This is a genomic window from Aeromonas sp. S19(2024) (assembly GCF_041402625.1).
Lineage (GTDB): Bacteria > Pseudomonadota > Gammaproteobacteria > Enterobacterales > Aeromonadaceae > Aeromonas > Aeromonas caviae.
Map to the genome: position 1 here is coordinate 351101 of NZ_JBGLQU010000001.1, position 17953 is coordinate 369053.

At 64.7% G+C, this 17953-nt stretch carries 16 protein-coding genes; 8 read left to right on the top strand and 8 right to left on the bottom strand.

The features are described from left to right. Positions 1-316 precede the first annotated feature (316 nt). A complete protein-coding gene (locus ACB037_RS01585; protein ID WP_371174810.1) occupies positions 317-2119 on the top strand; it encodes an MOSC N-terminal beta barrel domain-containing protein in 1803 nt (600 codons plus the stop codon). Positions 2120-2199: 80 nt separating this feature from the next. Here the strand turns inward: ACB037_RS01585 and htpX are convergent, their stop codons facing one another. The 5 genes from htpX to bioB all read right to left on the bottom strand — a co-directional run bounded on the left by htpX (position 2200) and on the right by bioB (position 7049). After that, positions 2200-3072, bottom strand: a complete 873-nt coding sequence (htpX, locus tag ACB037_RS01590) for a protease HtpX (protein WP_010674070.1) — start codon at positions 3070-3072, stop codon at positions 2200-2202. Positions 3073-3185: 113 nt separating this feature from the next. After that, complete coding sequence (gene bioD / locus ACB037_RS01595; RefSeq protein WP_371174811.1) at positions 3186-3866, bottom strand: dethiobiotin synthase; 681 nt, start codon at positions 3864-3866, stop codon at positions 3186-3188. Positions 3867-3974: 108 nt separating this feature from the next. Then, complete coding sequence (gene bioC / locus ACB037_RS01600) at positions 3975-4778, bottom strand: malonyl-ACP O-methyltransferase BioC (protein ID WP_041212694.1); 804 nt, start codon at positions 4776-4778, stop codon at positions 3975-3977. Then, a complete protein-coding gene (bioF, locus tag ACB037_RS01605) occupies positions 4768-5964 on the bottom strand; it encodes an 8-amino-7-oxononanoate synthase (RefSeq protein ID WP_371174812.1) in 1197 nt (398 codons plus the stop codon). The genes bioC and bioF overlap by 11 nt, the downstream gene beginning before the upstream one ends. Next, positions 5961-7049, bottom strand: a complete 1089-nt coding sequence (gene bioB, locus ACB037_RS01610; protein WP_371174813.1) for a biotin synthase BioB — start codon at positions 7047-7049, stop codon at positions 5961-5963. Before bioB ends, bioF begins: the two co-directional genes overlap by 4 nt. Before the next feature lie 193 nt (positions 7050-7242). On the opposite strand from bioB, the gene bioA reads away from it, so the two are divergent. Next, positions 7243-8517 (top strand): adenosylmethionine--8-amino-7-oxononanoate transaminase, encoded by a 1275-nt coding sequence (gene bioA, locus ACB037_RS01615; RefSeq protein WP_336566839.1) that lies wholly within the window; start codon positions 7243-7245, stop codon positions 8515-8517. Positions 8518-8652: 135 nt separating this feature from the next. Further along, positions 8653-9474, top strand: a complete 822-nt coding sequence (locus ACB037_RS01620; protein WP_371174814.1) for a HAMP domain-containing protein — start codon at positions 8653-8655, stop codon at positions 9472-9474. On the opposite strand, the gene ACB037_RS01625 is transcribed toward ACB037_RS01620, so the two are convergent. Then, on the bottom strand, positions 9462-9764 hold the full coding sequence (locus ACB037_RS01625; RefSeq protein WP_010674063.1) for a hypothetical protein: 303 nt from the start codon (positions 9762-9764) through the stop codon (positions 9462-9464). The two genes, ACB037_RS01620 and ACB037_RS01625, sit on opposite strands and share 13 nt — an antisense overlap. A gap of 240 nt (positions 9765-10004) precedes the next feature. Between ACB037_RS01625 and asnS the strand changes: the two genes are divergently transcribed. The 3 genes from asnS (at position 10005) to ACB037_RS01640 (ending at position 13884) form a co-directional block, all read left to right on the top strand. Continuing rightward, a complete protein-coding gene (gene asnS, locus ACB037_RS01630) occupies positions 10005-11405 on the top strand; it encodes an asparagine--tRNA ligase (protein WP_039039869.1) in 1401 nt (466 codons plus the stop codon). Between the two features lie 352 nt (positions 11406-11757). Further along, positions 11758-13101, top strand: a complete 1344-nt coding sequence (locus ACB037_RS01635; RefSeq protein ID WP_039039870.1) for an anaerobic C4-dicarboxylate transporter — start codon at positions 11758-11760, stop codon at positions 13099-13101. A 126-nt stretch (positions 13102-13227) separates the two neighbouring features. Further along, positions 13228-13884: an adenine nucleotide alpha hydrolase gene (locus ACB037_RS01640; RefSeq protein WP_128342934.1), complete on the top strand. Its 657-nt coding sequence runs from the start codon at positions 13228-13230 to the stop codon at positions 13882-13884. Between the two features lie 70 nt (positions 13885-13954). Here the strand turns inward: ACB037_RS01640 and ACB037_RS01645 are convergent, their stop codons facing one another. Together ACB037_RS01645 and dcuC are read right to left on the bottom strand one after the other, a co-directional pair. Continuing rightward, on the bottom strand, positions 13955-15094 hold the full coding sequence (locus ACB037_RS01645) for a M20 family metallopeptidase (protein ID WP_371174815.1): 1140 nt from the start codon (positions 15092-15094) through the stop codon (positions 13955-13957). Positions 15095-15231: 137 nt separating this feature from the next. After that, positions 15232-16608 (bottom strand): C4-dicarboxylate transporter DcuC, encoded by a 1377-nt coding sequence (gene dcuC, locus ACB037_RS01650; RefSeq protein WP_183148764.1) that lies wholly within the window; start codon positions 16606-16608, stop codon positions 15232-15234. A 285-nt stretch (positions 16609-16893) separates the two neighbouring features. Here dcuC and ACB037_RS01655 point away from each other — a divergent pair, with 285 nt between their 5' ends. Both ACB037_RS01655 and ACB037_RS01660 read left to right on the top strand, forming a co-directional pair. Next, on the top strand, positions 16894-17208 hold the full coding sequence (locus tag ACB037_RS01655) for a hypothetical protein (RefSeq protein WP_010674057.1): 315 nt from the start codon (positions 16894-16896) through the stop codon (positions 17206-17208). Between the two features lie 375 nt (positions 17209-17583). Beyond that, positions 17584-17934, top strand: coding sequence for an ArsC family reductase (locus ACB037_RS01660; RefSeq protein WP_039039874.1), 351 nt, complete (start codon positions 17584-17586; stop codon positions 17932-17934). The last annotated feature ends 19 nt before the right edge of the window (positions 17935-17953 follow it).

Here is a 17953-nt window from a genome sequence, read left to right on the forward strand (position 1 = left end):
TCCGAATGCGCTTGATACCGTTTTGCCTGGGCAGACGGTGGCCGGAGAGGGAAGAAGCGAAAGCGTCAGAAACTGGAAGCTGGCCCGATGATGGGCCGTTTTTTGTAAGACATGGTGGATCAGGATCAATAAATGTTGCGCTTTATGGGTCGCCCCCTTCACAACCGGATCCCCGTCACACCCCGCAGCCATTCGGGCCTGTCGCCCGAGCCCCCTCGCCGCCCTCGACATGGGCAGCAGGAGAAGATTGCCGCCCGGGGCAGGAATCGTTATCTTCCCCTCTTCACAGGAATCGCCACAGCACAAGGACCAGGACATGCCGACCCTCGCCAGCATACATCTCTACCCCATCAAATCGACGGCAGGCATGCCGCTGGAGCGCGCCCGGGTGACCCAGGAGGGACTTGCCGGGGATCGCCGCTACATGGTGGTCAAACCGGATGGCACCTTTATCACCGCCCGCACCCATCCCCAGTTGCAGCAGGTGGTGGCCACCCCTGTCGAGGGGGGGCTGCAACTGCGCTATCCAGGTCTGCCCCCCCTTGCCCTCATGGAGGCGGCGTTCAGTCGCGCCCCTCAGCACACCGGTGTCTGGGGGGATCGCTTTACCGCCCTGCACACCGGGCCCGACGCCGATGAGTGGCTGAGCCGGGTGGCGAGGGAGCCGGTGCGCCTGCTCTGGCTCGGGGAGGCATCCGATCGTTTTCGGGAGAAGACCGGCACCCGGGTGAGCTTTGCGGACGGCTACCCCTTGCTGCTCATCAGCCAGGCTTCCCTTGAGGATCTCAACCTGAGATCCGATGCCTTGCACCAGATGAGCCAGTTTCGTACCAACCTGGTGGCGAGCGGCACCCGCCCCTTCGAAGAGGATGGCTGGAAGCGGATCCGCATCGGCGAGGTGGAGTTTCGGGTGGACAAGCCGTGCAGCCGCTGCATCATGACCACGGTGGAGGCAGGCACGGAGCGCTTCAATGCCCTGAAAGAGCCGCTGGCCACCCTCACCCGCTACCGCCGTGGCGAAGATGGTGAGGTCTACTTCGGCCAGAATCTGGTGGCCCTGAACGAGGGGTGGATTGAGGCGGGCAGCGAGATCGAGGTGCTGGAGCGGGCCCGGGCGCCGGTCTACCCCAACGCGGCCCCGAGAAAGCGGGAGCTGGTGTGCGTCGCCCGGGAACCCCTGGCCCGGGATCTGGAAACCTTCTGGTTCGAGGCCGCCGACGGCGAGCCCCTGCCCGACTACCTGCCTGGACAGCACCTGCCCATCAGCCTCGATATCAAAAACACACGGGTTCAACGCCGCTACACCCTGAGCTCCACGCCGGAGCGGCCCGAGCGTTACAGCATCAGCGTCAAGAAGCTGGCCGATGGCCGCCTCTCCCCCTGGCTGCACCATGAGCTGAAAGTGGGCGATCACCTGCTGGCCGCCCCCCCGGCCGGCGAGTTTCACTTAGGGTCCGAGCGCAGGCTGCTGCTGCTCTCGGCGGGATCCGGTGTCACCCCCATGCTCTCCATTGCCCGCACTCTGGCACTACGGGGGGAGCTCGGTGACGTTCACTTCATGCACCTGTGTCGCAGCGAGGCAGACATCCCTGCCGCCAGCGAGCTGCACGCCATGGCGCAGCAGGGAATGACCCTCACCCTGATCCTGAGCCAGCCTGACAAACACTGGCAGGGGCTCAGCGGCCGTCTGAATGACGATCATCTGGGCCGGATCCGGGGTTTGCAGGAGCGGGAGGTGTTCATCTGCGGCCCCCACGGCTTTATGGCCGATGCAGCCAACCGGCTGAGCGCCCTCGGCGTACCGGCCGGGCGCATCCGCCAGGAGAGCTTTGGCGGGGCCCTGCTCTCGGTGGCCCGCCCCCATCAGGCGGTGCAACTGCGTATCGGCGAGCGGGAGTTTGCGGGCAACAACCAGGGCACCGTGCTGGATCAGGCCAACAAGCAGGGGGTAGAGCTGCCCTGGAGCTGCCGTGCCGGCATCTGCGGCAGTTGCAAGCAGACCCTGGTCTCGGGCGAGGTGGATCACCCCGATGCCCCCGCCATCAGCGCCGCCGAGCGTGCCGAGGGCAAGATCCTCGCCTGCTGCGCCGTGCCCCTGACGGATCTGGTGATCAAATAGGGTGATCGGGGGGCAAAACCCCGTCCCCGGAATGCAAAACGGCTGCCCGAGGGCAGCCGTTTTCTTTAGATGACTGGCTATCAGCCACGCAGGGCGGCGATGCGCTGCTCGATGGGCGGGTGGCTCATGAACAGCTCGCTCATGGAGCGCTTGCCGTTGATGCCGAACGCCATCATGGAACCCTCCATCTGCGGCTCGGCACCGCGGGCGAGACGCTGGAGCGCGGCAATCATCTTGTCGCGGCCGGCCAGCTTGGCGGCACCGGCGTCGGCACGGAACTCGCGCTGACGGCTGAACCACATGACGATGATGGAGGCGAGCACGCCGAACACCATCTCCAGCACGAACACGGTGATCATGTAGGCGAAACCGCCGGTGCTGCTGCTCTCTTCCTCGTTGTTGGAGCTGAAGAAGTTGCTGATGACGCCGGCCACGATGCGGGCGAAGAACATCACGAAGGTGTTCACCACCCCCTGGATCAGGGTTAAGGTCACCATGTCGCCGTTGGCCACGTGGCTCACCTCGTGGGCCAGCACGGCTTCCGCCTCGTCGCGGCTCATGCTGTAGAGCAGACCGGAGGAGACGGCGACGAGGGAGTCGTCACGGCGGGCGCCGGTGGCAAAGGCGTTCATCTCGGGGGAGTCGTAGATCCCCACTTCCGGCATCTTGATGCCAGCCTCACGGGCCTGACGGGCAACAGTGCTCACCAGCCAGTGCTCGGTCTCGTTGCGGGGCTGCTCGATGACCTGGACGCCATAGCTGCGCTTGGCCATCCACTTGGACATCAGCAAGGAGATAAAGGAACCCCCAAAACCGAACACGGCACAGAACACCAACAGACCGGAAATGCTGGACTTGTTGATCCCCAGAACCGAGAACAGGATATTGAGTACCACCCCCAGCACCAGCATGACGGCCAGGTTGGTCACCAGGAATAGCATAATTCGCTTCATATTGACTCCTTGTGAGATATGGATGCATGGTTCGGTGCCCCCCAGGGGCGACCGATGCCACACTTGCCCCAGATAATAGACAGACTCGATGAATGTTTGCTGAATGTCTGGCCTCAGAGCAAGGGCGACACATCGAGACAGTGGTGCAAATCCACCTCATTCACCGCGTCCACGAAGGGGAGCTCCCCCAGAAATGGGGCCGGCAACATGGCTTTCAAGGTGTCCAGGTTCTCCTCGTAGCGGCTCATGTGCGGATCCACCCGGTTGATGACCCAGCCCGCCAGGGTCAACCCCTGCTGGCGAATGCCGCTGACGGTGAGCAGGGCATGGTTGAGGCAGCCCAGCCTGGCCCCCACCACCAGGATCACCGGCAGCCGCTCCTGGGCGACCCACTCCGAGAGCAGACGCTGATGATCCAGCGGCAGGAACCAGCCCCCCGCCCCCTCGACAATGACGAGATCGGCCCCAGCTCCCTCAATCTCCCGCAAGCCGGCGGAGAGACCCTCGAAGGGGATGCTCACCCCCCGCTCACGGGCGGCGATATGGGGGGCGATGGGCGGCTCGAAGGCATAGGGATTGACCTGCTCGTAGGGCAGCGCAACCGTGGCCGCCTGCTGCAACAGCAAGGCATCCAGATTGCGAAGCCCCTCCGGGGTGCGGGTGCAGCCCGCCGACACCGGTTTGTACCCGGCGCAGCGAATGCCTCTGGCGGCAAGTGCCAGCAACAGGGTGCGGGCCACCAGGGTCTTGCCCACGTCGGTGTCCGTGCCCGTGATGAAATAGGATGTCCCCATGATGATTCCTCGATGCAGTGCAGGGGCGCAGAGGCGCCCCGATATCCATGGTGAAAGGCAGGCGCGCGTCCTGCCGCTGAAGGGGTGGGTGCGCCGGGTCTTTTTGTGTCAGCGCCGCACCAGGCGCCCGAGGCAGACCTCGTAGCTGGCGGCCAGCAGGCCGTCCGGTTGACGGTGGCGCTCGTAGGCCTCCCCCAGTCGCACCAGGCGCTGGCGATGACCCAGGCCCGCAGACCGCTCGTCGTTGACCTGGCTCGCACCTATCCCCTTGAGGTCGCGCAGCAGTCCGCTGAGCGCCGGGTAGGCGAGGGACCAGGTCAGCGGGCAGAGTGCCGGGGCCTCGAAGCCCCCGTCACGGGCCGCCTGCTGCAACTGGGGCAACGTCAGGAAGCGATTGACATGGTCACGACCATCCACGGCCCGCCAGGCCTCCCGCAGTTGCCACAGTGACCCCGAAAGCAGAGTCGAGAAGAAGACCTGGCCACCGGGTTTGAGCACCCGGTTGAGCTCGGCAAAGGCCTGGGCCGGCCGCTCGCACCACTGCAGGGCCAGGCTGGAGAAAACCCAGTCCAGGCTCTGGTCGGCAAAGGGCAGCCCCTCCGCATCGCCGCACACCAGGCGGGCTCCGCTGCCGCGAAGGGCCGCCTGGGCCAGCATGCCGGGTGCGAGATCCAGCCCGGTCAGCGTCTCGCAGCGCGGCGCCAGGGCAGGCAGAAAGAAACCGGTGCCGCAGCCCAGATCCAGCCCGGCCCCTGAGCGCACCTCTTTCACGCCCCCCTCGTCCATGCGCGCCAGCAGCGACTGCCCCACCTCCTGCTGGAAGCGGGCGTGGGCGTCGTAGTGGCGGGCCGCCGCTCCGAAGCGGCGGGCGAGCTGTGCCTTGTCCACCGACTGGAAACGCTCATGCACCATGGGCGCCCCCTCTCTCGTCAGTGGATGGGCGGGGCCCCAGGGCCTCGAGCAGGCGATCCACGTCATCTTCGCCATGGGCGGCGCACAGGGTGATGCGAAGGCGCGCCGTGCCGACCGGCACCGTGGGCGGGCGGATGGCGCCGGCCCAGACACCGCACTCCCGCAGGCGCTCGGCCAGTTGCAGGGCAGCGACGCTCTCCCCCACCAGCAACGGCTGGATGGGGGTATCACTTGCCCCAAGCCGCCAGCCGAGCGCCTGCGCCCCCTGCCGGAACCGGGCGACAAGGCGAGCCAGGTGGGCACGGGCCTCGTTGGCTACGCGTACCAGCTCGATGCTCTGGCGCACGGCGCACGCCTGGGCGGGGGGCATATGGGTGCTGTAGACATAGTGGCGGGAAAAATTGACCAGGTACTCCACCAGCTCGCGACTGCCCCCCACAAAGGCGCCGGCCACCCCGAGCGCCTTGCCGAAGGTCCCCATCTGGATGTGTACGCTGGCCGGGTTCACCCCCTGGGCCGCCAGGGTGCCGCGCCCCTCGGCACCCAGCACGCCGAGGCCGTGAGCATCGTCAATCATCAGCCAGTTGCCGCTTCGGGATGCGAGTGTTGCCAGCTCAGCCCAGGGGGCCTGATCCCCGTCCATGCTGAAGACCCCTTCCGAGACGATCAGGCCCCGGTTTGGCTCAAGCAGCCGCTCAAGGGCCGCCATGTCGTTGTGGCCGAAGCGCTTCATCTTGCAGGGGAGCTGGCTCCCCATCTCCTGCAGGGAGGCGTGGTTGAGCCTGTCCTGCCACAGCAGGTGATCCTTGCCGAGCAGGGCCTTGAGCACCGCCTGATTGGCGGAGAAGCCGCAGTTGAACAGCAGCACCGCCTCCACGCCGAGCCAGTCGGCAAGCGTCTCTTCCAGCTGCTGGTGAGCGCGGCTGTAACCCGTCACCAGGGGCGAGGCGCCTGCCCCTGCGCCATATTGCGCCACCCCCGCCGTGAAGGCGGCCTTGATGGAGGGGTGACCGGCAAGGCCCAGGTAGTCGTTGCCAGAGACGTTGAGGTAATCGCGCCCCCCGACCCGGATCCGCCCACCGCTCGCCACATCCACCGGGGTGCGTCGGCGCAGCAGGGTGGCCTGTTCACGCTCGGCCAGCGCCTCCCCCAGGGCAAAGGGGCCGGTAACAACGGGCGTCATCATGGACGGAGGACATCTGCGCGGGAACGGGTGGCATCGTAGAAGAGTTCGCTCGGCTCGCTCTGGCGGTTCACCTCGGCCAGCAGCTCCTCCTCTTGAACCTGATCCGGCTTCTGGGCCCGCAGGGCGGGGCGAATGCCAAGGCGCTTGAAGAGCTGCATGTCGCTGTTCTCGTCCGGATTGGGGGTGGTCAGCAGCTTGCAGCCGTAGAAGATGGAGTTGGCCCCGGCCAAAAAGCACATGGCCTGCATCTGCTCGTTCATCTTCTCCCGCCCGGCGGAGAGGCGCACGTGGGAGGCCGGCATCATGATGCGCGCCACGGCGATGGTGCGGATAAATTCGAACGGGTCCAGGTTCTCCTGGTTCTCCAGGGGCGTCCCCTTCACCTTGACCAGCATGTTGATGGGCACGCTCTCGGGATGGCGGGGCAGGTTGGCGAGCGCCATCAGGAGGCCCGCACGGTCTTTCGCCTGCTCCCCCATGCCGACGATGCCGCCGGAGCAGACCTTCATGCCGGCGCCGCGCACATGCTCCAGGGTGTCGAGCCTGTCCTGATAGGTGCGGGTGGTGATGATGTCGCCGTAGAACTCCGGCGAGGTGTCGAGGTTGTGGTTGTAGTAATCGAGCCCCGCCGCCCCGAGACGCGCCGCCTGATCGGCGGTGAGCATCCCCAGGGTCATGCAGGTCTCCATGCCGAGCCCGCGCACCTCTTCAATCATGCGCAGGATGTAGGGCATGTCCTTCTCTTTCGGGTTGCGCCAGGCCGCCCCCATGCAGAAGCGGGACGAGCCGTTGGCCTTGGCCTCCCGGGCCCGCTCCAGCACTTTTTCCACCTCCATCAGCCGCTCGGTCTCGAGCCCGGTGTGGTAGCGAGCGCTCTGGGGACAATATTTGCAATCTTCCGGGCAGGCCCCGGTCTTGATGGAGAGCAGGGTGCTTACCTGCACCTCGTTCGGGTCGAAATGGGCGCGGTGCACCGTCTGGGCCTGGAACAGCAGATCGTTGAATGGCAGGGCAAAGAGATCCTGAACCTCGGACAGGGTCCAGTCGTGACGAAGGGCGTGGGCACCCGCGGTGAGAGCATTCATACATGGCTTCCGGTTGTTATTGGTGGGATCCTGCGCCGCGCTCAAGAGAGCGTTCGCCGCAAGACCCGCCAGCTGGACAGCGCGACGCCAGGGCGTGCGCGAAGCCAAGTGGCTGAAATTGTTGGCTAGTGTAGAGAGCACGCGTAGACTGTCAACACCGACCAGATCAAATCAATTGACAACAGAACACAAAATGACCAATCAAGAATTCGACCTGCACCACGTCTGGCACCCCTATACCTCCCTCACCCATCCCCTGCCCTGCTATGAAGTGGCCAGCGCCAAAGGGGTGACCCTCACCCTGACGGACGGGCGCGAGCTGGTGGATGGCATGAGCTCCTGGTGGGCCTGCGTTCACGGCTATCAGGTGCCGGAACTGGACGCGGCCGCGACCGCCCAGCTCGGCAAGATGTCCCACGTGATGTTTGGCGGCCTGACCCATGCCCCGGCGGTCGAGCTCTGCCGCAAACTGGTGGAGATCACCCCGAAGGGGCTGGATCGGGTCTTTCTGGCGGATTCCGGCTCCGTGGCGGTGGAGGTGGCCCTCAAGATGGCCCAGCAGTACTGGCATGCCAAAGGGACGCCCCGCGCCAAATTCGTTGCCCTTCGGGGCGGCTATCACGGCGACACCTTCGGCGCCATGAGCGTGTGCGATCCCGATGGCGGCATGCACGAGCTCTACCAGGGCTTCCTGCCCGAACACCATTTCGTCGAAGCGCCCAGCTGCCGTTTCCACGCCCAGTGGGACGAGCAGAGCGTGGTGGAGCTGGCCACCCTGGTGGCGGATCATCACGAGGAAATTGCCGCCATCGTGCTCGAACCCATCGTCCAGGGGGCGGGCGGCATGCGCTTCTATCACCCCCGCTACCTGCAGTGGGTGCGCGCCCTGTGCGACGAGTTCGGCCTGCTGCTCATAGCAGATGAAATCGCCACCGGCTTTGGCCGCACAGGCCAGCTCTTTGCCTGCGACTGGGCGGGGATCAGCCCCGACATCATGTGCCTGGGCAAGGCGCTTACCGGCGGCTACCTCACCCTCTCTGCGACCCTGACCACCGAGCATGTCGCCCACACCATCTGTGACGGCAAGGCGGGCGTCTTCATGCACGGCCCCACTTTTATGGGCAACCCGCTCGCCTGCGCGGTGGCCAACGCCTCCATCGATCTGCTGCTCACCTCCCCGTGGCAGGCGCGGGTGCAAGCCATCGAACACCAACTCAAAACCGAACTGGTGGAGCTGACCCTGCAGCCAGCGGTGGCGGATGTGCGGGTGCTCGGCGCCATCGGGGTGGTGGAGATGAAGGAGCGGGTGGACGTGGCGCGCATCCAGCGCAAGTTCGTGGAGCTGGGCGCCTGGATCCGTCCCTTTGGCAAGCTCATCTACCTGATGCCCCCCTTCGTCATCACCCCCGAGGAGCTGCGGGTATTGACCGGCGCCATCCACGAGGCCATCACCATCGGCGAATATTGAGTCCGGATGAACGGGCCCTGCATGAGAACGCAGGGCCTTTCGGCGCTTTTTCATCAGAATGTGAGCAAGACACCAAAACCCGTCCGGCGAGGAGAGTAGACTGCGCGGGTTTTACCCAACAGATGTACCAGTCCCATGCGCCTCTCCATTGCTGCCAAGATCAACTTCTTCCTGCTCTTCATCTTCTCCATGGTGTTGGTGTTTTCTGCGGCCTATCAGGCGGTGCGCGAGCGTGACCTCATCCTGACCCTTATCAAGGAGCAGAGCCGCGAGCAGACCGAGGCCTACTTCGACGGCCTCAACATGCTGATGCTGACCGGCAAGATGGACGCCCGCGATACCCTGCGCGCCAAGTTTCTCCATCACGCCCACGTGGAAGATGCCCGCATCGTGCGCGGGGCGGCGGTCAACAAGCAGTACGGGCCGGGCCGTGACGTCGAGGCCCCGAAGGACAGGTTTGATGCCCTGGCGCTGGCGGGCAAGGGGAGCCTGGAGGTAGAACATGACGGCATGCACAGCCGGCTGGTGGTGACCCGCCCGCTGCTGGCCAGAAAGGATTTTCGCGGTACCGACTGCACCAGCTGCCACCAGGTGCCGGAAAACACCGTACTGGGAGCGGTGCGTTTTGACTACTCCCTCGACACCCTGTTTACCCGGGTGGAGCAGAACATCCTCACCTCGGCCCTGAGCCTCACCCTCATCTTCGGGCTGGGACTCCTGCTCACCCTCTGGGTCATCCGCACCTGGATAGTCCGCCCTCTCAACCAGCTGACCCGCTCCATGGAGGAGGCCACCGATCGCAACGACTTCGGCCACAGGCTGGAGGGGGATGAAGGGGACGAGATTGGCCGGGTGGCGCTCGCCTACAACCAGATGCTCGACAGCGTGGAGCGCCAGATAGGCAAGCGCCCCGCCTCTCAGGGGATGGATGACGGCGACGGCCCTCAGCCCCGGTAGTAAAGCAGCAGGCAGGCCACCAGGATCAGCAGCAGGATGAAGAGATTGACGTGGCGGGCATCTTCCTGCCGGCGGCTGCGGCCACGGGCCAGCACCAGCACCACCAGGGTCAGCAGGCAGCAACCCCAGAGCCCGCGCTCCAGCCAGGGGGTAAGCAGGGGGTCCCAGCTCTGGCGCACCTTGACGCCCCCATAGACCAGAAAGCCGTAAGCCACCTCTGGCCGGGCGAAGTGATAGAGGGAGAGCAGGGCGACAAAGCCGCCCCAGCAGAGGATCACCAGCCCCTGCAACACCCGTATCCAGCCATCCGGCCCCCGCCTGCGCTCCTTCACCCTCACCCCCGTCCAGCCGCCATGATCCATGCACGATGCATGGGGAAATCCCCGCAAGGGTCCGACATTTTTGCTTGTTTATCAAACCTGCGCGGGTAAGATGAACGGCTTAGTCTGCCATGGTGGGCCAACTGCGCCCGGGCCAGACCCCTAGTGTTGCAAATAGCGCTGCAAGAACAAGCTGGAGACAATATTTCGATGACGCACGCATCCGTAGTTGATGTGCTGGCCGGTAAGTATTCGGTCGGCACCACCCTGACTGTGAAAGGGTGGATCCGGACCCGCCGCGATTCCAAGGCGGGGATCTCATTTTTGGCCGTTTCCGATGGCTCCTGCTTCCATCCGGTGCAGGCCGTCGCCCCCAATACCCTGGCCAATTACGAGAATGAAGTGCAACGTCTGACCACAGCTTGCTCCGTCGAAGTGACCGGCACCGTGGTCGAGTCCCAGGGCAGCGGCCAGGCGTTCGAACTGCAGGCCACCGAGGTCAAGGTAGTGGGCTGGGTCGAAGATCCGGACACCTACCCCATGTCTGCCAAGCGCCACAGCATCGAGTACCTGCGCGAGCAGGGCCACCTGCGTGCCCGCACCAACATCGTCGGTGCCGTGACCCGGGTGCGCAACTGCCTCTCCCAGGCCATTCACCGCTTCTTCCACGAACAGGGCTACCTCTGGATCGCGGCGCCCCTCATCACCGCCTCCGACACCGAAGGGGCCGGCGAGATGTTCCGCGTCTCCACCCTGGACATGGAAAACCTGCCGCGCACCCCCGAAGGCAAGGTGGACTACGACAAGGACTTCTTCGGCAAGGAGACCTTCCTGACCGTGTCCGGCCAGCTGAACGTCGAAACCTACGCCTGCGCCCTGTCCAAGGTCTACACCTTCGGCCCGACCTTCCGCGCCGAAAACTCCAACACCAGCCGCCACCTGGCCGAGTTCTGGATGGTGGAGCCGGAAGTGGCCTTCGCCGATCTGGAAGACAACGCCGCCCTGGCCGAAGCCATGCTGAAGTACGTCTTCAACGCCGTGCTGACCGAGCGCCGCGACGATCTGGAGTTCTTCGCCCAGCACGTGGACAAGGACGCCATCGGCCGTCTGGAGCGCTTCGTCGCCTCCGACTTCGCCCAGATTGACTACACCGACGCCATCGACGTGCTGCAAAACTGCGGCAAGAGCTTCGAGTTCCCGGTCTCCTGGGGCATCGATCTCTCCTCCGAGCACGAGCGCTACCTGGCCGAGGAGCACTTCAAGTCCCCGGTGGTGGTGAAGAACTACCCGAAGGACATCAAGGCCTTCTACATGCGCCTCAACGACGACGGCAAGACCGTTGCCGCCATGGACGTACTGGCCCCGGGGATCGGCGAGATCATCGGCGGCTCCCAGCGTGAAGAGCGTCTCGAGGTGCTGGATGCCCGTCTGGCCGAGATGGGTCTGAACAAGGAAGACTACTGGTGGTACCGCGATCTGCGTCGCTACGGCACCGTGCCCCACTCCGGCTTCGGTCTGGGCTTCGAGCGCCTGGTGGTCTACGTGACCGGCATGGGCAACGTGCGCGACGTGATCCCCTTCCCCCGTACTCCCCGCACCGCCGAGTTCTAAGGCGACCCGCCCACTCGCACCGTGCAAAAGCCGACCCCCCGGGGTCGGCTTTTTTATGCCTGCCTCGCTCTTCCCGCCCCCGTTATTCCCGCCTTTTGCATGCCCAACCCTGTGCGCTCCCCCACCTTTCCCGTCATTTATCTGGTGTGCGCCAGGACGCGGCCCCCTGTTCAAGGGCTGAACCGTAGTTTTTATGCACTTAAATCGGAAAAAAGCCGGTTGTTGAAGCAACGCAATTTTTTACCCCTTTAGGGGTGACAAAATATCAATTAACCCTTCAGGGGTAATTAATGACAGCGGATCCCGGGCAGCTGGCCGATGGGGACATGGATAAAACACACGAGGTAATGGAATGATCTTGATGGAATTTTTGGTGGTACTCGGCTGCTTGCTGCTGGGTACCCGCTTCGGGGGCATGGGGCTGGGTCTTATCAGCGGCATTGGTCTGTTCCTGCTGACCTTCGTCTTCGGCCTGGTGCCGGGCGAGCCGCCGGTGCAAGTGATGCTGACCATACTGGCGGTCATTGGCTGCGCCGCCACCCTGCAGACCGCCGGCGGTCTCAACCTGATGATGCAGGTGGCCGAGCGTCTGCTGCGCCGCCACCCCCAGTACATCACCCTGCTGGCGCCGCTCACGACCTGGACCCTCACCTTCCTGTGCGGCACCGGCCACGTGGTCTACACCATGTTCCCCATCATCGCCGACATCGCGCTGCAGAAGAACATCCGCCCGGAGCGCCCCATGGCAGTGGCGTCCGTTGCCTCCCAGATGGCCATCTGCGCCTCGCCGGTCTCGGTGGCCGTGGTCTCCATGGTCTCCATCCTGGCGGCGGCTCACGGCGTGGGTCAGGCCTACGGTCTGCTCGACATCCTGATGGTCGCCATCCCCTCCTCTCTCACGGGGGTCATGATGGCGGCCCTGTGGAGCCTGCGCCGCGGCAAGGATCTGGACAAGGACGAGGAGTTCCAGGCCAAGATCAAGGACCCTGCCCAGCGGGACTTCATCTACGGCGGTGGTGAAACCCTGCTCAACACCAAGTTCCCGAAAGAGGCCTACTGGTCCACCTGGATCTTCTTCGCCGCCATCGCTGCCGTGGTGCTGCTGGGGGCCGATGAGGCGCTGCGCCCCGTCTTCACCATCAAGGAGAAGACAGGCCCCCTCTCCATGAACCTGGTGATCCAGATGATGATGCTGATCGCCGGCGCCATCATCCTGATGCGCTGCAAGGTCAAGCCGGGGGAGATCGCCAACGGCGCCGTCTTCAAGGCGGGCATGGTCGCCATCTTCTCCGTGTTCGGGGTCGCCTGGATGAGCGAAACCTTCTTCCAGGCCCACATGCCGCTGCTCAAGGAGACCCTGGCCCACGTGGTACAGGCCCAGCCCTGGACCTACGCCCTGGTGCTCTTCCTCATCTCCAAGCTGGTGAACAGCCAGGCCGCGGCGCTCACCGCCATCGCCCCCATGGGGCTGGCGCTGGGGGTCGAACCCAAGCTGCTCATCGCCTTCCTGCCGGCGAGCTACGGCTACTTCGTGCTGCCGACCTACCCGAGCGATCTCGCCTGCATCGGCTTCGACCGCTCCGGCACCACCCGCATCGGCAAGTTCATCATCAACCACAGTTTCATCATTCCGGGCCTCATCGGGGTGGTGACCTCCTGTACCCTGGGCTTCATCCTGACCAGCATCCTGCTGTAACAGGCATCCAGTGCGAGCGGCTCCCCCGTGGGAGCCGCTTTTTTATCCCCGCATCTCCGACCCGCGCTTTGCCATCGCCCCCCACTCTGGGTAGCATGAGCCCTCTTTTCTTTGCGGAAATCCCCCATGTCTCGCGTCATCCTGCTCTGGAGCGGCGGCAAAGATGCCATGCAGGCCCTCTGCCACGCCCGGGAGGCGGGCCATCAGGTGGTGGCCCTGATCACCTTTGCCCCGCCAGCGCCCCGCTTTCTCGCCCATCCCCTGTCACAGGTTCGCCGTCAGGCGGCGGCCCTCGCACTGCCCCATCGGCTGGTCACCATCGAAGCGCCCTTCGATCTCGGTTATGAGCGGGCCCTGGCGGCATTGAAAGAGGAGTGGCAACTCGATGGGGTCGTCACCGGCGACATCGACAGCGTGGGGGGCGCGCCGAACTGGATCCGCGAGCGCTGTCGCCCCCTGGGGCTCACCGTTCACACCCCGCTCTGGCAGCAACCCCGCGAGGCGTTGCTGGCGGACATGCTGGCCCGCGGCATCGTCGCCCACCTCTCCTGCGTCGATACCCGGGTACTGGCCCCCGAGTGGGTGGGGCGCAGGCTCGATGCTGGCACCCTCAGCGATCTGCAGCAACTGGCGGATCGGGATGGCTTCGATGCCTGCGGCGAGCGGGGGGAGTACCACACCATGGTGACCGACGGCCCCGGGTTTACGGCGCCGCTGACGCTCGGCCACTGGCAGGTGGCGCGCCAGGAGCACCTCGCCTATCTGCTGGAGGACGAGGAATGACCTCTCACGAGGGCGACACATAAAAAACGGGAGGCGCTGGCCTCCCGTTTTGCTTGTCCTTAACGTTGACCTATTTGGCCAGCTTGCCCAGCACCCGCTTCAGCAGGCGGATGCGCGGTTCGATGCTCTCCAGCAGCAGGAACTCCGCCTCCGAGTGGAAGCCGCCCCCCATGGGGCCGAAGCCATCGAGGGACGGCACCCCGGCCGCCGCGGTGAAGTTGGCATCGGAGCCGCCACCGGCCTCCAGCCAGGTGAAGGGGACTCCCTCCTCCCTGCCTGCCGCCTCCACCAGTGCCATCAGGGCCTCGGTGTCGCCGCTCGGGCGCATCGCGGGCTTGAAGCTCTGGCGCGCCACCTCAACCCGGCAACCGGCGAGGAAGGGGTTGTTGGCCATGAAGGTGAGCCGGTCGTGCACCGCCTGCGCCTCTTCGTTGCGCCAGAAGCGCAGATCCACGATCGCCTCGGCAAAGTCGGGCACCACGTTGACGCCGGTGCCCCCCTGCACCACCCCCACGTTCATGGTGGTGCCGGTCTCCATGTTGACCTGCTCGTTGATGGCAAGCACCCAGTGGGCCAGCTCCGTGATGGCGGAGATCCCTTGTGCCAGGGCCGAGCCCGCATGGGAGGCCTTGCCGTGGAAGGTGATGCGGTACTTGGCGTTGCCCTTGCGGGCGCTGATGAGATCCCCGCTCGGGCGCGCCGCTTCGGCCACCAGCACGCAGCCGCTCTGTCTGGCCCGCTCCACCAGCCAATCTTTGGACCAGGGAGAGCCAATCTCTTCGTCGCAGTTGCAGCAGACCAGCACCTTGAGCCTGGCCAGCACGGCCGGGTCCAGCTCTTTCAAGGCATACCAGGTAGAGAGCAGGCCGCTCTTCATGTCCGACACGCCGGGGCCAAACGCCTGATTGCCTTCGACTTTCAGCGGGCGTTTGGCCGCCGTCCCCTCGGGGAAGACGGTGTCCATGTGGCCCACCAGCATGACATCGTAGTGCTCCGCCCCCGGGGCATTGGTTGCCTCCAGGCAGGGGCCGCACTCGGCGGCGAACTGGTGGCGGGTCACCTGCCAGCCGATGGCCTCATATTTCTCCGTCATGATGTCGGCGACCCGGGCCACCCCGGCCGGGGTGCGGGTGCCGCAGTCGAGGTTGATGAGCGGGGCCAGATCCGCCAGATAGGTATCGAGGGAAAACGGGCGCTTGAGGTCGTTCATTGTCTTCTCCATGGAACAATCTGCGTAAAACACAGACTGTTTTTGCAACGATAAGAGTGGGCGGGCACTCGGCGCCGCCTCGTCAACGGCGGTCGGCCAGCGTGGATCAACTGGCCGCCGCCTCTACACCAGAGCCTTTACATGAACAGCAGATAGTTGAGGAGCAGCGCCGTCACCAGGGCCCCCGCCATGGGCACGCTGGTACGCTTGACCACCACGAAGGGAGAGACCTTGGCGATGCCCGCACAGGCGATGAGCACCGCCGCGATGGGGGAGACGGTGCGGCCGATACTGGAGGCGAGCTGCATCGGCAGCAGCATGGTCACCGCCGGCACGCCAAACTTGGCCGCCACCGCGGGGGCCAGGGAGGAGAAACTGAGGAAGGCCGCGTTGCCCGAGCCCATGATGACCGCCGCCACCATGATGAGCCCCACCATCACCAGGGTCATCAGGCCGCTGCCGATGCCGGCATTGCTGGCAGAGTGCAGCAGGGTGTCGATGGCGCCGATGGCCTTGAGGGATTCGGCGAAGAGCTCGGCACAGACGATCAGCGCCACCACGGGGCCGAACACCTTGCCCATGCCGTCGAGGAAGCTCGACAGCCCCGCGAAGGCGGTGCGCACCGAGCGGGTGCGCAGCAGCTCGCACAGCATGCCGATAAAGACCGACAGCAGCATGGCCACCTCCACACTGACGCTGATGGTGGTCACCAGCAGCTTGGAGAAGGTCATCATCAGCACGAAGGGGATGATGGGCAGCAGGCCGTACCAGGTCGGCGCAGCCACCTCGTCCGCCCCTTTTTCGTCAAGCTCCGCGTGTTCGCCGCGATGCAGGGCCGGATCCCAGCCCTCCTGGCGGTCACAGTGCCGCTGCCAGAAGAAGTGCAGCACCATGGTCACCAGCAGCATGGGGGCCACCAGCCAGATCTGGTAGTCGACGAAGTAGCTGGTGGGATCCATGCCGGATTGGCCGGCGGAGAAGATGGCGTTGGTCTGGGTCGGGCCGATTTCAAACGCCTGGGAGGTGGCGATGACGCCACAGGCGGAGGCCGGGCTGATACCGAGGTTGCGCATCACCGGATACATGGTGACCATCAACAGCAGGCCAAGGCCGGTGGCGGAGGTAACGAACAGGGAGACGAAGACCGCCACCAGGTAGCAGATGGCCAGCATCAGGTAGCTGGACTGGATGCCCGCCACCGGCTTGACCGCCACCCGCACCAGGGCCTGGGAGGCGCCGATATGGGACATGTAGGTGGCAAAGCCGGCCACCGCCATGATGGTGAGGCCGAGCCCGGCCGCCCGGTAGGAGAAGATCCCCTTGAACACCTCAAACAGATCGAACAGGGCGAAGCCGGTGCTCTTGTCGGCGGGCAGAATGGGGTGCAGTCCCAGCCAGTAGGCGACGGTGAAGAGGGCCATGCCCGCCAGCGCCAGCACCGCCTGCGGGTTGTAATCCTTGATGATGCCGTAGACCACGGCGATCAGCACGAGCAAGACGAAGACGAGTTCCAAGGTGCACTCCTGACAAGATTATCGAGAAGCGCAATCTAGTGGTGGATCTCCCCTTTCCTCTTGATCACCATCAATAAAGATGGAAAAAGCAAACGACTGTAGATTTTTATTCCAAAAATAAAACTAAAAACGACATTTAACATCACGAAACTGGATCTAGAATGCTCCCCAGGGTATCCCTGACCGACAACCGCCACTTTGTTTGCGTTGGATCAACATCCCGCCGGGGTGAACTGGCCAAGATGCCCGTCGACACAGAGCGACCATTTCGCACCGGAGAGAGTTATGACAAACCAAGCCACCGCAGGCACCCCGACCTGCGACTGCAAGCTGTGGGACATCCTCGTCGAGTCTGCAAAGGAACGCACCACCATTCGTTACTCCAAACTGGCCAGGCAGGCCGGGCTGGAGCAGTGCCAGGATGAACTGCGCACCCTGCTGCAACGCATCCGCATGTATTGCACCGAAAATCACCTGCCCATTCTCTCCGCCATCGTGATGGATGACGTGGGCAAATACGCCGGCCTCTCCTCCAGCCTGCCGGATGCCCCCTGGGAACGGGCACGGGTCTTCGATCACGAGTGGACCACCCTGCACTGAGTGCCGCCCCCTGAATCCGGAACGCGCCCAGACCAGCAGGCGCGTTCTGGTTTTTGGCCCCCACCGTTTCTTCCCCGGCCCCAGCGGCCCCATCCGGCCAGGTGTGCTTCCCAGTGAGGCGCCCTGCCCCCTGTCGTCCTATCCGGCCAGGCGTGCAGCATAAGGGCCTCCTGCCCCCGGTCTCCCCCTTTGATACCGCAGCGCACCCCGTCCCAGACCAGCGTGTGCTGGCGCGCGGCCCCCTCCCTTCTCCACTCGACCTGACTGGTAAAACCAGCCCATCCGGCCATGAGCGTTGCCATGGGGAGACCACAATGCCAGAATCGGGCCCTTGCACGATTTCAGGGCCGCCGGCCCGCAGACAAAGGATCCCCCATGGCCACCACCCTCTATGGCATCAAGAACTGCGACACCATCAAGAAGGCCCGCAAGTGGCTGGAGGAGGCGGGTATCGATTACCGCTTTCACGATCACCGCGCCGACGGTCTGAGCCCGGAGCAGCTCGATCTCTGGCTCGCCAAGCTGGGCTGGGAAGCCCTGCTCAACACCCGTGGCACCACCTTCCGCGCCCTGCCGGAAGCAGAAAAACAGGGGCTCGACACCGCCAAGGCCCGTGACCTGCTGCTGGCCCACCCGGCCATGATCAAGCGCCCGCTGCTGGACCAGGACGGCACCCTGACCCTGGGCTTCAAGGCAGACCTCTATCAATCCCTCTTCTCCCGTTAACTTTTTCTGTTAAGGAACA